Genomic DNA, 14,784 nt, shown 5'->3' on the forward strand with positions numbered 1-14,784 from the left:
TTATGAAGGCCGTCGCTCCACAATATGCCTCCTCGCCCGACATCCGTTTTGCGGATCTGGCGTTACCGGTCAGTGCGGATCAGCCATGTGGTCCTGATCTTGAATACGACACGGACTTTGTGGTGCTGCAAGCCCGTGCGACCCAGTGTGAGGCGGCCCAGTATGGCGACTTTGTTGCGCCGACCGAGGTGCTGAATTGGCCTGAACTGGAGCGCGATTGTCAGCGGCTGTTGTTGCGCACCAAGGACATCCGGCTACTGACGCTTTTTCTGCGATGCCGCACTCGGCTGGACCAAGCCGAGGGCCTGCGCGATGGCCTCGCGCTAATGCATACGGTGCTGACGGCCTTCCCCGAGCAAGTCCATCCTCGGCTTGAGATCGACGGGGACGTTGACCCTGGCGTTCGGGCCAATGCGCTCGCAACGCTGGTCGATCCGCAAGGGCTGTTAGCCGACGTGCGTGAAATTGCCCTGGGCAACAATGCCATGCGTCTTCAGATACGCGATATCGAGCGTGCGCTGGGCAAGTCACGCCCAGCCGATGCGCTTGCACCGGCATCAGTGCATCGGCAACTAGAAGCCCTACATAGCCAAGGAGCCCCTGAGATTGAGGCCATGCAGGAAGCCTGCGCGCTGGCGCAGTCCATTCAGCTGTGGTCCGAAACTTCACTGCCCAATCACGCGCCAGATCTAAAGCCGTTGATACGGCTGCTGCAATTGGCCGGGCGTCCTGAGCCGGCACAGCCTGTGGCCATTGAGTACGCGCCGGCAAGTGAAATACCCCCTGCTGCTGCACAGGCCCCTGCCCCCTCACGCGCCAACAATGCCCCGTTGCCGCCAGCAGACGCGCAACATGCCCCCTCCCAGAATGCCAACACTATGCCAACCAGCCGTCACGACGCTCTGACGCAAATCCGCTTCGCACGCACTTGGTTTGAAGCGCACGAGCCAAGCAGTCCGGTGGCGCTGTTGCTTCGGCAGGCAGAGTCGCTGGTGGGAAAACCGTTTGCGGAGGTATTTCAGGCGATTCCCGCGGATATGGTTGAAAGGTGGGCGCAGAACGAATAGTGGTGCCGTGCCCAGCACGTACAACACCGAACAGCAACTACCGTCTTCCCCGGCGTTCCTGCGCACGTTACGCCACCGGTGACACTTATTGCAAAGAAGCGCCTGAAGAGACGCTCAAACCTGCCGATATGCAGAGGTTGTGGTGAATGCTCAGCACCCGAGCCTGGCCGCTTCCGAAGGCTTACACAAGTCGCGGGCCTAGGGCCTGCCTATCAGGTTGGGCTCGGTTGCCGAATGCGCGCTTGTCTTGTTCCAATTCTTGTCACCTGTCCTATCTGATGCTCAGCCCGCACGCTCTGATAGGTATCGTGATGGTGTCCTGCTTGATGAGCGTCGCCATCCTTGGCTCACTGCTGCGGACCGCCGTGCCGGGGATAGGCAGCTGGTGCGTAGCCCATGCGCTGTTGGCCACGGCTTCGGCGTGTGTGCTGATCGCGGGGAGTCTGCAAGCACGGTTCGTCACCCTGGCGGCTGCGCTCATCACGCTGACGGCCGTCCTGCTGCTCATACAGGGGATGCGCCAGTTTTTTGGCGAGGCTTGGGCGGTGCCTCAAGAGACTGGGGCGTTCGCTGTCGCGTTCGCCGCGTTGGTGTACTTCACGCTTGTATCGCCCAACGTCAGCGCAAAGATTGGGATCGTGTCGGTGTTCTTTGCCTATGCCCGCATTGCAGTCGGGACATTGGCGCTGCGTCACGCGCCGCATGATGGCACCCGCTATCCCTATCGATTTGTTGCCGCGGCCGCATACCTGGGCGCGTTGTTCCATGTCACCCGGGCCATCGCCGTTGCGTTCGGTATGCCGCAAACGGCTTTTCTGGAACCGTCGGCGTGGAACGTACTGTTTCTTGGGCTGGCGATCGTCACGTTCCCGTGCATGTCGACCGGCATGGTGATGCTCGCGCACGATCAACTCGCCAGGAGGATGGACCAGCTCGCGAATATTGACGAACTCACGGGCGTACTGATGCGACGGGCATTCATGGCGAGGGCAAGCGTTCTGCTTCACGACGCGGTGGCGAGCGGCAAACCGCTGTCGATTGCCGTTCTGGCCATCGATCAGTTCAAAGCCGTCAACGACGGTTTCGGCCACGCGGTGGGCGATCGCATCCTCAAGCACGTCACGTCGGTGGTCTCCACGCGGCTGAAGCCGGGCGACCTGATCGGCCGCCTCGGTGGCGAGGAGTTTGCGATTGTGGTGGTCGATGCGGACAAGGCCGCCGCTGCGGCCGTGATGGATGAACTCCGGCTTGCGGTCGAGCATTCGCCAAGACAAGGCGTGCGCTGCACCTTCAGCGCGGGAGTCGAGTGCGTCATGCCCGGAGACACATTGGCAGCCACGCTCGCTCGCGCGGATGCAGCGCTCTATCTGGCGAAAGAGAAAGGGCGCAACCGGGTCATCATCGCCTCAAAGGCTCACGAAGGCGACGTCGAAACGCATGGCGCGACTGCCACGTCAAAACTGGCCTGCTGATGCTGGAATGGCCGCCACAAAGCCCCCATACAGTTCAGCCGCAAAAACTCCCTCAATCCCCCTGCCCAACGTCCCGCACCGGCAGCGCGGTCGAATACTTGATCTGCTCCATCGAGAACGATGAACTCACATCCGACAGCGGCACGGACTTGATGAGGTGTTTGTACACGCGGTCGTAGTCTTCGATGCCCGCCACCGCAACGCGCAGCAGATAATCCATCTCGCCGCTCATCCGGTAGACCTCCACCACCTCGGGCATATCGCGCACCACTTGCGTAAAACGCTGCGCCCACTTTTCGGTGTGCTGGTCGGTGCGTACGGCCACGAACACCGTGGTGCCGACCCCCAGCTTACGTGCGTCGCACAGCGCTACCTGGGCACGGATGACACCCGTGTCCTTGAGCCGCTGCACCCGCTTCCAGCACGGCGTTTGGGAGAGGTTCACGCGCTGCGCAAGTTCAGCGATGGGCAGCGTCGCATCGGTCTGCAGGAGCCTCAGTAGTTCGCGGTCAATGGCGTCCATTTCGGTGTAAAAATTATCTTCTATAGATTCTTAATTTTAGGGAATATTTTCTGCCACATCGAGCAACTCACAGGAAACTTTGAATTATTTTTCTGGGCTGTCCGCCGTATCATTTTCCCTGCCTCCACCGCAGCACAGAAACGAAATGAGCGACAGCAACACCCTCCACTACCTCGACTACGCAGCCACCACGCCGGCCGACCCACGTGTGATTGCAGCCATGACCGCCTGCCTCGGCATGGAAGGCGCGTTCGGGAACCCTGCGTCCAATTCCCATGCGACGGGCCGCGCGGCGCGGAACAAGGTCGAGCAAGCGCGCGAGCAAGTCGCCGCGCTCATTGGCGCCGATGCCGACGAGATCATCTGGACGTCGGGCGCAACCGAGTCCAACAACCTCGCGCTGAAGGGCTACGCAGAGGCCGCCACCGGCAAGCGCCACCTCGTCACCAGCCGCATCGAACACAAGGCCATTCTCGACACGATGGCGAACCTGGCGGCGCGCGGATGTTCGGTGACGTACCTGTCGCCAACACGCGACGGCGAAATTACGCCGGAGGCTGTCGCCGCTGCGATGACGCCCGACACCGGACTCGTCTCGCTCATGCTGGTGAACAACGAGCTGGGCACGCTGACCGACGTTGGGGCGATCGCACAGATCGTGCATGCCGCTGGCGCGCTGTTCCACGTCGACGCCGCACAGGCACTCGGCAAGACGCCGATCGATGTGCGTGCGCTCGGCATCGACATGCTGTCGATGTCCGCCCACAAGGTGTATGGCCCCAAGGGTATTGGGGCGCTGTATGTGCGCCGCGACATTGCCTCGCGCCTCGCGCCGCAAATTCACGGTGGCGGACACGAGCGCGGTCTGCGTTCGGGCACGTTGGCGACGCATCAGATTGTCGGCATGGGCGTCGCGTGCGAATTGGCGGCGGAAGAACTGGAACACGAGACCGCCCGCATTGCCGCGCTGAGCCAGCGGCTGAAGGCAGCGGTGCTTGCCCTCGGCGACGTGGTGCAGAACGCCGACGTGGCCCAACGCATTCCCCACACCCTCAGCCTGACGGTCAACGCCCCCGGCTTCATGCCGATGATGCTGGGCGACGACCTCGCCGTGTCGTCCACATCGGCGTGCAACTCCGCCGCAGGCACGCCGTCGCACGTGCTGAAGGCGATCGGCCTGGATGCCGATGCTGCAGGCCGCACTGTGCGGATCAGCCTGGGCCGCTTTGCGACCGAGCACGACGTCGATTTTGCCGCCGCATGTTTCCAGCGCGCGATCGAGCAATGCCGCGCCACGGCATCCAGCGGGTTGACGGCGACGCGACAGATCATGCCTGCGGAACTGAAGGCCATCCGCAATGCAGGTTTCCGCTCGGTCATCTGCAACCGCCCGGATGGCGAGAGCAGCGACCAGCCCGCCTTTGAAGACATTGCCGCTGCCGCCCGCGCACTGGGCCTGGAAGCACGCTATCTGCCGGTCGAGCCGAATCGCATTGGCGATGCAGAGGTTGCCGCCTTCGGCCAACTCGTCGACACATTGCCCAAGCCGATCCTCGCGTATTGCAGAAGCGGCAACCGGGCCAGCATGCTGTGGAACCGCCTGAAGGATCAACGCAAGGGCTGAGCAGCCCCCTCCCTCGGTCAAGCCACCGGCAGTTCCGTCGTCGACAGCACCTGCTTGAGCACCATGAACGTCCGGATCTGCCGTACGCCTGGCAGATACAGCAACTGCTCGGCGTGGAGCCGGTTGTAGATTTCGTTGTCTTTCGTGCGCACGAGCATGAAGTAATCGAACTCGCCGGTTACGACGTGGCATTCAAGGCAACCGGGCACCTTCTGCACCGCTTTCTCAAATGCCGTGAACGATTCCGGCGTCGAGCGATCCAGCACGACGCCAATCATCACCAACGACCCCAGATCCAGCGCACGCGGATCGAGCAGCGCAACAATCCCCTTGATCAGCCCCAGCTCCTTGAGCCGTTCCACGCGGCGCAGGCAGGCCGGCGGGCTGAGGTTTACCTTGGCCGCGAGGGCCACGTTGGAGATAGACGCATCGCGCTGGAGCGCCCTGAGAATCGCGCGATCAGTGCGATCCAAGGCGTGGCGCGCAGAAGCCGCCGACGCGTCAGGGCGCTCCTGCAATTTTGTTTCGCTCTTTTTCATTTTCAAGAAATAAAGAGATTATTAATCCGATCTACGATCAGCTAAATTCTGGATAGTAGACGCTCTTTGCAACCTCATTTCGCAGCGCTCTGCGTACCATAGGCTTCCGGTCATCCCGCCGCGTGCGGCACTGAAGGAGCCAGCTCATGAACCTGCAAAGATTCCCCCGCTATCCGCTGACGTTCGGGCCGACGCCCATCCAGCCGCTGAAACGGCTGAGCGCGCATCTAGGCGGCAAGGTAGAGCTGTTTGCCAAGCGCGAGGACTGCAACAGCGGCCTGGCCTTCGGCGGCAACAAGACGCGCAAGCTGGAATACCTGATCCCGGAAGCGCTGGAAGGCGGGTATGACACGCTGGTGTCCATTGGCGGGATTCAGTCGAACCAGACGCGCCAGGTGGCCGCCGTGGCGGCGCACCTCGGCCTCAAGTGCGTGCTGGTGCAGGAAAACTGGGTGAACTACTCCGACGCCGTATACGACCGCGTCGGCAATATCGAGATGTCGCGCATCATGGGCGCCGATGTGCGCCTCGATGCTGCGGGCTTCGACATCGGCATCCGGCCCAGTTGGGAACAGGCCATGGAAGACGTGCGCAAGCGCGGTGGCAAGCCGTTCCCGATTCCGGCCGGCTGCTCCGAACACCCGCTCGGCGGCTTAGGCTTTGTGGGCTTTGCTGAAGAAGTGCGCCAGCAGGAAGCGGAGCTGGGCTTCAAGTTCGACTACATCGTCGTGTGCTCGGTCACGGGCAGCACGCAGGCCGGGATGGTCGTCGGCTTTGCGGCGGATGGCCGGGCCGACAAGGTGATCGGCATCGACGCCTCGGCCAAGCCGGAACAGACGCGCGCGCAGATCCTCCGCATCGCGCAGCACACCGCCGAACTGGTCGATCTTGGCAGAAACATCACGGAAAAAGACGTGGTGCTCGACACGCGCTACGGCGGCCCGGAATACGGCCTGCCCAATGAAGGCACGCTGGAAGCCATTCGCCTGTGCGCACGCCAGGAAGCCATGCTGACCGACCCCGTGTACGAAGGGAAATCCATGCACGGCATGATCGACATGGTGCGCAACGGTGAATTTCCTGCGGGCTCGCGCGTGCTCTACGCACATTTAGGCGGTGTGCCGGCACTCAACGCGTACAGCTTCATCTTCCGCAACGGTTGAAATTTGGCTCAACTCAACGAGATGGAAGCTCGACGTTCGAGGCCTTTTGCTCGACTGCCGAACCTTTTTCCTCGGACGTCGCGCTTTGCGGCCGGCGCGTGCCGCACTGAAGATCGGCCGCCAGTGCCGTCGATGTGTGGGCACAGCGAAATGGGCCGGGGGGGGGGGCGGTCTTCTGAAATCGCGCTTGCGGCCGGGTAAGCCAAGCGCGTTGCGTCAGCGCCCTTTTTCGTTTCGAAATGTTACGGCGTGCATCGAGGTCGACTTGGCCTAGCGCAAGCAGCGAGGCCGTGCAGTACAGTCCATGCCATGAAAAACGCCCTCACCTGCCCGTCTCTCGTCCTGCTGGCCTTGCTCGGTGCATGCGCATCGCACCCGCAGCAGCAGCCCGTTGATTCCACCACCGCCGCGGCGGCGGCCACAGATGCCAGCGCCGACAACGGCTGGCAGACGCTGCGTGCCAACTACATGGCGTGCGTCCAGCGCCAGGCCGACAGCGGCGTGTCGGGCGCCACGCAGACGAAGGACGTGGTCGCCTCCGCGCTCGACGCCTGCGAAGGTGCCCTGCGCACCATGCACGACGGTTTCCGCGATCACCTCAGCGCGTCGATGTCGTCGTCCGGCGCGCGCAAGGCAGCCGACCGCGTCACCAAAGACACCCGCGAGAAAGCCCGCGTCTACCTGATGGGCTACGTCGACCACGCGCGCTACCTGGCAAAGTCGCGCTGAGCGCTTCGCGCGCTTAGAACGCTTAGAGCATCTCCAGCGCGCGCGGCCCCTTGGGCGGCGGGAAGATGCTATCCAGCGTCGCAAGCTGCTCAGCCGTGAGCGTGTGCGACAGCGCCCCGATGTTCTCGCGCAAGCGGTCGCGGTGGCCGGTCTTGGGAATCGCGATGATGTCGTCATTCGCCAGCAGCCACGCGAGCGCCACCTGCGCAGGCGTCATGCCGCACGCCTGCGCGAAGCGCACCAGCTTCGGATGCCGAACGAGCCGCGCCTGCTCGATGGGTGAATAGGCCATCACCGGCACGCGGCGCTCACGCAGCCAGGGCAGCACATCCCATTCGATGCCGCGCCGGCTAAGGTTGTAGAGCAGTTGGTTGACGGCGGTCTGATCGCCGCCGGGCGCGTCCCACCATTCCTCCATGTCTGACAGGTCGAGGTTGCTCACGCCGTACTGGCGGATCTTGCCCTCGCGCTGCAGGGCCTGCAGGCCTTCCAGCGTCTCTTCGAACGGCACATCGCCGCGCCAGTGCAGCAGGTACAGATCGAGCCGGTCGGTGCCGAGGCGGCGCAGGCTGCGCTCGCACGCCGCGGCGATACCGCGCCGGCTGGCGTTGTGCGGATAGACCTTGCTGACGAGGAAGACGTCATCGCGCCGCCCGGCAATGGCCTCGCCTATCAGCGATTCAGAGAGGCCTTCGCCGTACATCTCGGCCGTGTCGATCAGCCGCAAACCCAGGTCGAGGCCCAGGCGCAGCGTGGCGATTTCTTCGGCGCGGGTGGCACGGTCGTCGCCCATGTTCCAGGTGCCCATGCCGAGTGCAGGGACGCGTTCGCCGTTGGGCAGAGTGACGTGTTTCATGTCGTACTTTCCGATCGGAGGCAAAACATGAATCTACAAGAGACGCGGCGCATCGGTAAGGCTGCGCCGGTCCGGTCAGAAAATATGCGCTAGCGCGCCTGACGTTGCGCCGTCCATCGACGATAGCGCCGCGACTGGCACGCTGCGGCCAGTTGCTGCTGAATCAGCGCCCGCAGCGGCGACACGCGCGGGTCCGTCGTGCGCCCCTCGCTCAGCCGGTTGAGCTGAAACTTGACGACCGCCATGTTGGCCAGTGCCCCCAGCGCCTTGTTCTTCCACGTAACGGGCTGCAGCGCGGGCGCGTTGTTCTTGCCGCCAGCCCAGTCGCGCGGCAGGTTTGGATCGATGGACAGCGCAGTCGCAATGCCCACCATATCGACACCGCTGTCGACCACCTGCTCCGCCACGGCCCGGCGCCGGATGCCGCCCGTGACCATCAGCGGCATGCGGGCAACGGTGGCGATGTCCCGTGCGAATTCCAGGAAATACGCTTCGCGGGCGAGCGTGCGGCCGTCGCGCGCGTGCCCTTGCATGGCAGGCACTTCGTAGCTGCCGCCGGACAGTTCCACCAGATCGACGCCCAGCGGGTTGAGCAGCTCGACCACCTGCTTCGCATCGTCAGGGCTGAAGCCGCCGCGCTGGAAATCGGCCGAGTTCAGCTTGACCGCCACCACGAACTGCGGCGACACGGCGGCACGCACGCTGCGCACGATATCGAGCAGCAGGCGCGCGCGGTTTTCGATCGGACCGCCCCACTGGTCCTGCCGCCGGTTGGAAATGGGCGACAGAAACTGGCTCAGCAGATAGCCATGGGCGGCGTGGATCTGCACGCCGGTGAAGCCGCTCTGCTCGGCCAGTTGCGCGCTGCGCGTGAAGCGCTGCTGGACTTCGCCGATATCCGCCTCGGTCATCTCGCGCGGCACCGGAAACTGCTTGGACAGCGCGCCCAGCGCCAGCGGAACGGCCGACGGCGCCAGCGTCGGCTGCCCGAGCGAGGCCGGCATCTGGCGCCCCGGATGGTTGATCTGCACCCACGCATGCGCGCCGTGCGCACGCGCCACCTGGGCCCAGCGGCGGAAGCGCTCGAGATGCGCGCCGTCTTCGAGGACGACGCCGTTCGGGCCGGTCATGGCGCGGTGGTCGATCATCACGTTGCCGGTCAGGATCAAGCCCGCGCCACCTGCCGCCCACGCCTCATACAGGCGCAGCAACGCGTCGGACGGCGCGTGATCGGCATCGGCCATGTTTTCTTCCATGGCGGCTTTGGCAAGGCGATTTGGGATCACCGCGCCGTTGGGCAGAACGAGGGGCGTGAAGAGCTTCATGGTGGCATCCGCGTGGGATTTGACATTTGACGAGACCTCAACCCTAAGCTTAAAGTCAACTTGAATGTCAAGTCTGCGGAGCACGCACATGAAGATTGGTGAACTGGCGCGCCTGAGCGGCGTGGCCGCCTCGCGCATCCGGTTCTATGAAGCCAGCGGCCTGTTGCAGCCGGCGGAGCGGCAGTCCAATGGCTATCGGGAGTACGCGCCGGAATCCGTCACGCGGCTGCAGATCATCCTGCGCGCGCAAAGCGCGGGGTTCTCGCTGGAAGAGATTCGCGCCCTCTTGCCCGGACACCAGGGCGCGTGGCCACGCGAAGAACTTCTGCAGGCGCTGCACAGCAAGGTCGCGGAAATCGGCGTGCTTGAGCAGCGCCTGGCGCAAAACAAGCGCGACTTGCTTGCGCTCATTCGCGAAGTCGACCACGAGCCCGACGGCGAAGACTGCGCCGACCGCGCCCGCCGCGTGTTCGACAAGATGAACCTCCGGCCGCTCGAGCAACCTGCCGTCGAACCGCAGATGCGCCATGCACGAAAGCGCGGCTGAGGCACCTGCCTGGTCCGAGACACGCGCGAACGTGTCGGCGTGGGCCATCACCGGGTGACTTCGCCGCTTGTGGCCCGGTCCGACAGAACGTGCCAGACGGCTTCCGACCTGCCCGCACGCAGCACGCCGGTGAATGCGCACACCATGTCGCCCTTGGGCGTGGCACCGGCGAAGGCGAAGGCGATGCACTGGTTCTGCTGTGCGGCGACTCGCAACCACGTGACCTGGATACGCTGGATATGGAAACGCTGCTGGCGCTCCAGCTCATTACGCTGGAACGCCTGAGCCCCGGCGTGAGCGCGCCGCGCGTCACGCTGCAGGGGTATGCGCTGTTGAAGTCGGTGGGGGTCCTCCGCGCGCGCAAGGGCGTGCTGGCGGCGGTGGCGTAACGGCTAGCGGAATCGAATCAAAACCCGCGCAGGACGTGACGCAGCAGCAAGGCAGACAGCACCAGCATCGTCACGCCAATCAACCCATCCAATACCTGCCACGCCTTGGGCCGGGCAAACCACGGTGCGAGCCAGCGCGCGCCGAACCCCAGCGACACAAACCAGAACAGGCTGGCCGACCCTGCACCCGCCACAAACCAGCCGCGCAATGCCGAGGCTTGCTGAGCACCAATGCTGCCCACGAGCAGAACCGTATCCAGATAGACGTGCGGATTGAGCAGCGTAAATGCCGCCGCCTGCGCCAGCGCCGCGCGCCGGCTGAGGCCGTCCCCGCCCGCGGCGGCCCGTAACTGGTTGGAATACCGCGCCCGCCGGAGCGCCTGCACGCCATACAGCAACAGGAATGCCGCGCCCGCCAACGCGAGGAATCGCGCGAGGCTGGGTCGTTCACCCAACGCCTGCGCCATACCGAGCACGCCCGCCAGAATCAGCAGCGCATCGGTCATCGCACAGAACAGCACCACGCTGCCCACGTGTTCGCGGCGCAGCCCCTGACGCAGCACAAAAGCGTTCTGCGCGCCAATGGCCACGATCTGACCAAGGCTCAGCGCCACGCCCTGCAGGAAGACGGATGAGGAAGTTGCAAGCGATGTGGCCATGCGCGCAGCTTGCCAGCCCGATTGAATGAAGACAAACTATCTTTCCTTCATTCAATTCAGTTTTCCTAACTTACGTGCTGGATTATTCTGCACTGGCAGCTTTGGCTGCCGTCATTCGAGAAGGCAGTTTCGAGCGCGCGGCGCGCGCACTGCATGTCACGCCGTCGGCCATTTCGCAACGCATCCGGTTGCTGGAAGAACGCGTCGGCTGCGCGCTGGTCGTGCGCGATCAGCCGTGCCGCCCCACCGAGACCGGCCTGCGGCTTTGCCAGCACGTCGACCGCGTGCGCCTGCTCGAACAGGAACTGCAAGGCGCGCTTCCGACGCTGGGGCCAGACGGCGCGGCGCGCGTTGCGCTGCCCATTGCCGTGAACGCCGACAGCCTGGCGACGTGGCTCGCACCTGCAATCGCCACGTTCGCAGCAGCCCACCCGGTGTTGATGGAAGTGGCTGTGGATGACCAGGATCACACCGGTGAATGGCTGCGCAGCGGTGCCGTGCTGGCGGCCGTTACGGCCACCGCGCGGCCGGCTGCGGGTTGCAACAGCCGCCCCCTCGGGTCCATGCGTTATCTGGCAGCAGCCAGCCCTGCATTCGTCCAGCGACATTTCGCAGACGGCGTCGGCGCAGGAGAACTGTCGAAAGCGCCCTGCCTCGTGTTCAACACCAAGGATGCATTGCAGGCCACCTGGGCACGGCGCCTGTGCCATCGCCATGTGGAATTGCCGCGCCATCTGCTGCCGTCGTCGCAGGCGTTTGTGACTGCGGCCGTGGCCGGCATGGGTTGGGGGCTGCATCCGCATGCGCTGATTGCGCAGCATCTTGAAGACGGCTCACTGGTCGAGCTGGTGCCTAACACGCCGTTGGATGTTCCGCTGCATTGGCAGCATGCGCGGGCAGCATCCTCGCTGCTCGATGAACTCAGCCGTCAAGTGCTGACTGCCGCGCGTGCCGCGCTGCTCGCTCCCTGAGCCGTTACAGCGCGTTCAGCGGAATCTTGAGGTACTGCACGCCGTTCGGCTCGGCCGGAGGCAACATGCCCGCACGAATGTTCACCTGAATGGCCGGCAGCATCAGCGTCGGCATGCCGAGCGTGGCATCGCGCTTCGTGCGCATCTGCACGAACTCGGCCTCGGTCACGCCATCGCGCACATGGATGTTGGCGCGGCGCTGCTCGGCCACCGTTGTGTGGCACACGGCTTCGCGCCCACCGGGCGGATAGTCGTGGCACATGTAGAGGCGCGTGTCCGGCGGCAGATCCAGCAAGCGGCGGATCGACTGGTACAGCGTGCCCGCATTTCCTCCCGGAAAATCGCAGCGCGCGGTGCCCACGTCCGGCATGAACAGCGTGTCGCCCACAAACACCGCATCGCCCACCTGATACGCCATGTCTGCCGGCGTGTGGCCCGGCACGGCCAGCGCCTTTGCTTCGAGATTACCGATATGGAACACCTCGTCCGGCGCAAACAGGTGGTCAAACTGTGAGCCATCAAGCAGGAACGCGCGCTCGAGATTGAAGATCGGCTTGAACACGCCCTGCACGACCCGAATGCGCTCACCGATGGCGATACGCCCGCCGAAACGCCCACGCAGATACGGCGCAGCCGACAGGTGATCGGCATGCGCGTGGGTCTCCAGTAGCCATTCGATGCGCAAGCCCTGCGCTTCGATGAACGCCGCAACGCGGTCGGCCGAGCGGGTCGTCGTGCGGCCCGATTTGGGGTCGTAGTCGAGTACCGAATCGATCACGGCACAGGGCGAGCCGGGCCCCGCGTGCACGACGTAGGTCATGGTGCAGGTATCGGGGTCGAAGAAGGATTCGATCTGGGCGTGCATGGTGGACTTTCCCGAACAATCTATATTTTTATAGAATATCGTCTGACATTCTGTCTGCCAATAGCGCAAAAGGCGCGAATAGCCCCTGCATCACACCGCGATGAGCCATTCCACTACCAGTCCCAACGTCGTGCCGCTGCCCGATGCGGCCATCTCCATGCTGCGCGCGTCTGCATCGCAAGCGTGCGCCGTGCTCAAGGCCATGGCGCACGAAGACCGTCTGCTGCTGCTCTGCCAGCTCACGCAGGGCGAGCGCAATGTCGGCGAGCTGGAGGCGCTGGTCGGCCTGCATCAACCCAGCCTGTCGCAGCAATTGGGCGTGTTGCGCGACGAGGGCCTTGTCGCCACGCGGCGCGAAGGCAAATACATCTACTACCGGCTCGCCAGCTTCGAGGTCATCCAGATCATGCAGACGCTGTCCGAGCTTTACTGCGGCAAGGTCATGAAGAAGATGGCGGGACGCTGACCATGTCGCCGATGGAAGCGGGTTGGATCATCAGTGCGGGACTGGGCTCCGTGGTTGGCCTGATCCTGGCGCTGACGGGCGCAGGCGGCGCCATTGTCGCGGTGCCGCTGCTGATTTTTGGGTTGCATCTGTCGGTGCCGGAAGCTGCGCCCATTGCACTACTGGCGGTGGGACTGTCCGCCGGGCTGGGTGCGACGCTCGGCTTGCGCGAAGGCAAGGTCCGCTACAAGGCCGCTGGGCTGATGGCGCTGTGCGGCGTGGTGATCTCGCCGTTTGGCATCTGGGTTGCGCACCGCGTACCGAACACGCCGCTCACGCTGCTGTTTGCGGTGGTGCTCGCCTACGTGGCGGTGCGCATGTTCCGGCAAGCGCGCGCAGCACCGTCCACCGAGCCGCGCCCGAGGCGCACGGCACCGCCGTGCCACCTTGACAGCACCACGGCCAAGCTCGTCTGGACGCTGCCGTGCGCGCGCGCATTGGCTGCGTCGGGCGTGGGCGCAGGCTTCCTGTCCGGGTTGCTGGGCGTGGGCGGCGGCTTTGTCATCGTGCCCGCATTGCGCCGCGCGACCGATCTGCCGATGCAAACCATCGTCGCCACCTCGTTGGCAGTGATTGCGCTGGTGTCCGCTGGCGGTGTGGCCGCCTCGGCCATCGGCGGGCATGTCGATTGGCATATCGCGCTGCCGTTTGCCGCCGGCGCCTTGACCGGCATGCTGGTGGGACGGCGCTTTGCGCAGCATTTGGCAGGGCCGGCCCTCCAGCAAGGATTTGCCGCGTTTGCGGGCGTCGTGGCGCTCGGGATGATCGTCCGAACACTGATTTGACCAGCTTGTTGCGAAAGCGGTACAATCGCGGTCTTCGGGGCGTAGCGTAGTCTGGTAACGCGTCCGGTTTGGGACCGGAAGACCGCGGGTTCAAATCCTGCCGCCCCGACCAGCATTGAGCAGCAAACAAAACGGCTTACGTTCACCACGTAAGCCGTTTTGCTTTGGCGCGTTGCGTTGCGGCGCATGGTGTCATCTGACGATGCTATAAAGACAGCATCCGCATCATGCAATGCCGCCCCCCTTCTCCATGAACCTCATCCTGTGGCGCCACGCTGAAGCCGAAGACGTGGCCGCATCCTTGCGCATCCAGCGCAACACCGATCTCCAGCGAGAACTCACCAAGCGCGGTCACAAGCAGGCCGAGAAGATGGCCAATTGGCTGCGCCCTCGCCTGCCGGCAGACACGCTCGTGCTCGCGAGCCCCGCGGTCCGCACACAGCAGACCGCACGCGCCCTCACCGAACATTTCCAGACGCTGCCCGCGCTCGCGCCTGGCGCAGATGTGAGCGCGATCCTCGATGCATTGGACTGGCCGTCGAATACGAACCTGCTGCTGGTCGGCCATCAGCCGTGGCTCGGGCGCCTTGCCAGCCTGCTCATCGCGGGCACGGAAATGGACTGGAGCGTGAAGAAAGCCGGCGTGTGGTGGCTCTGCCGCCGCATGCGTGAAGACGAAGCACAGACCGTGCTGCGCGCGGTGGTGAACCCCGATCTCGCGTGACACATCACGTTGGTCACAGCATCGCCACGCAAAATTCACGT

17 protein-coding genes and 1 tRNA gene are annotated in these 14,784 nt (G+C 64.2%); 12 read left to right on the forward strand and 6 right to left on the reverse strand.

Annotated elements, in window-relative coordinates; all coding sequences use genetic code 11:
* The first annotated feature begins 2 nt into the window (after positions 1-2).
* Together tssA and RP6297_RS08300 are read left to right on the forward strand one after the other, a co-directional pair.
* A complete protein-coding gene (gene tssA / locus RP6297_RS08295; RefSeq protein WP_009277582.1) occupies positions 3-1,067 on the forward strand; it encodes a type VI secretion system protein TssA in 1,065 nt (354 codons plus the stop codon).
* Positions 1,068-1,393: 326 nt separating this feature from the next.
* A complete protein-coding gene (locus RP6297_RS08300) occupies positions 1,394-2,539 on the forward strand; it encodes a GGDEF domain-containing protein (RefSeq protein WP_223293222.1) in 1,146 nt (381 codons plus the stop codon).
* A 52-nt stretch (positions 2,540-2,591) separates the two neighbouring features.
* On the opposite strand, the gene RP6297_RS08305 is transcribed toward RP6297_RS08300, so the two are convergent.
* Positions 2,592-3,062, reverse strand: coding sequence for an Lrp/AsnC family transcriptional regulator (locus RP6297_RS08305; protein WP_009240872.1), 471 nt, complete (start codon positions 3,060-3,062; stop codon positions 2,592-2,594).
* A 145-nt stretch (positions 3,063-3,207) separates the two neighbouring features.
* On the opposite strand from RP6297_RS08305, the gene RP6297_RS08310 reads away from it, so the two are divergent.
* The gene (locus RP6297_RS08310) at positions 3,208-4,686 is read left to right on the forward strand and encodes an aminotransferase class V-fold PLP-dependent enzyme (protein WP_009240873.1); all 1,479 of its coding nucleotides are present in this window, start codon (positions 3,208-3,210) and stop codon (positions 4,684-4,686) included.
* 17 nt (positions 4,687-4,703) lie between these two features.
* Here the strand turns inward: RP6297_RS08310 and RP6297_RS08315 are convergent, their stop codons facing one another.
* Positions 4,704-5,225, reverse strand: coding sequence for an Lrp/AsnC family transcriptional regulator (locus RP6297_RS08315; RefSeq protein WP_009240874.1), 522 nt, complete (start codon positions 5,223-5,225; stop codon positions 4,704-4,706).
* 146 nt (positions 5,226-5,371) lie between these two features.
* Between RP6297_RS08315 and RP6297_RS08320 the strand changes: the two genes are divergently transcribed.
* Together RP6297_RS08320 and RP6297_RS08325 are read left to right on the forward strand one after the other, a co-directional pair.
* A complete protein-coding gene (locus tag RP6297_RS08320) occupies positions 5,372-6,388 on the forward strand; it encodes a 1-aminocyclopropane-1-carboxylate deaminase (protein WP_009240875.1) in 1,017 nt (338 codons plus the stop codon).
* 309 nt (positions 6,389-6,697) lie between these two features.
* A complete protein-coding gene (locus RP6297_RS08325; RefSeq protein ID WP_009240876.1) occupies positions 6,698-7,117 on the forward strand; it encodes a hypothetical protein in 420 nt (139 codons plus the stop codon).
* A gap of 22 nt (positions 7,118-7,139) precedes the next feature.
* Here the strand turns inward: RP6297_RS08325 and RP6297_RS08330 are convergent, their stop codons facing one another.
* On the reverse strand, positions 7,140-7,973 hold the full coding sequence (locus RP6297_RS08330; protein WP_009240877.1) for an aldo/keto reductase: 834 nt from the start codon (positions 7,971-7,973) through the stop codon (positions 7,140-7,142).
* 89 nt (positions 7,974-8,062) lie between these two features.
* The gene (locus RP6297_RS08335; RefSeq protein WP_009240878.1) at positions 8,063-9,298 is read right to left on the reverse strand and encodes an NADH:flavin oxidoreductase/NADH oxidase family protein; all 1,236 of its coding nucleotides are present in this window, start codon (positions 9,296-9,298) and stop codon (positions 8,063-8,065) included.
* 88 nt (positions 9,299-9,386) lie between these two features.
* Here RP6297_RS08335 and RP6297_RS08340 point away from each other — a divergent pair, with 88 nt between their 5' ends.
* Positions 9,387-9,845: a MerR family transcriptional regulator gene (locus RP6297_RS08340; RefSeq protein WP_009240879.1), complete on the forward strand. Its 459-nt coding sequence runs from the start codon at positions 9,387-9,389 to the stop codon at positions 9,843-9,845.
* Between the two features lie 89 nt (positions 9,846-9,934).
* Positions 9,935-10,234, forward strand: coding sequence for a hypothetical protein (locus tag RP6297_RS08345; protein ID WP_009277580.1), 300 nt, complete (start codon positions 9,935-9,937; stop codon positions 10,232-10,234).
* A 17-nt stretch (positions 10,235-10,251) separates the two neighbouring features.
* Here the strand turns inward: RP6297_RS08345 and RP6297_RS08350 are convergent, their stop codons facing one another.
* Complete coding sequence (locus RP6297_RS08350; protein ID WP_009240881.1) at positions 10,252-10,893, reverse strand: LysE/ArgO family amino acid transporter; 642 nt, start codon at positions 10,891-10,893, stop codon at positions 10,252-10,254.
* Between the two features lie 74 nt (positions 10,894-10,967).
* Between RP6297_RS08350 and RP6297_RS08355 the strand changes: the two genes are divergently transcribed.
* On the forward strand, positions 10,968-11,864 hold the full coding sequence (locus tag RP6297_RS08355; RefSeq protein ID WP_009240882.1) for a LysR family transcriptional regulator ArgP: 897 nt from the start codon (positions 10,968-10,970) through the stop codon (positions 11,862-11,864).
* 4 nt (positions 11,865-11,868) lie between these two features.
* On the opposite strand, the gene RP6297_RS08360 is transcribed toward RP6297_RS08355, so the two are convergent.
* A complete protein-coding gene (locus RP6297_RS08360; protein WP_009240883.1) occupies positions 11,869-12,729 on the reverse strand; it encodes an MBL fold metallo-hydrolase in 861 nt (286 codons plus the stop codon).
* A 100-nt stretch (positions 12,730-12,829) separates the two neighbouring features.
* On the opposite strand from RP6297_RS08360, the gene RP6297_RS08365 reads away from it, so the two are divergent.
* The 4 genes from RP6297_RS08365 (at position 12,830) to sixA (ending at position 14,743) form a co-directional block, all read left to right on the forward strand.
* Positions 12,830-13,195, forward strand: a complete 366-nt coding sequence (locus RP6297_RS08365; RefSeq protein WP_009240884.1) for an ArsR/SmtB family transcription factor — start codon at positions 12,830-12,832, stop codon at positions 13,193-13,195.
* A gap of 2 nt (positions 13,196-13,197) precedes the next feature.
* Positions 13,198-14,019, forward strand: a complete 822-nt coding sequence (locus RP6297_RS08370) for a sulfite exporter TauE/SafE family protein (RefSeq protein WP_009240885.1) — start codon at positions 13,198-13,200, stop codon at positions 14,017-14,019.
* A 35-nt stretch (positions 14,020-14,054) separates the two neighbouring features.
* Positions 14,055-14,131, forward strand: a tRNA-Pro gene (locus tag RP6297_RS08375).
* A 138-nt stretch (positions 14,132-14,269) separates the two neighbouring features.
* The gene (gene sixA, locus RP6297_RS08380) at positions 14,270-14,743 is read left to right on the forward strand and encodes a phosphohistidine phosphatase SixA (RefSeq protein WP_004634229.1); all 474 of its coding nucleotides are present in this window, start codon (positions 14,270-14,272) and stop codon (positions 14,741-14,743) included.
* The last annotated feature ends 41 nt before the right edge of the window (positions 14,744-14,784 follow it).

This window comes from Ralstonia pickettii, from assembly GCF_016466415.2.
Classification (GTDB): domain Bacteria; phylum Pseudomonadota; class Gammaproteobacteria; order Burkholderiales; family Burkholderiaceae; genus Ralstonia; species Ralstonia pickettii.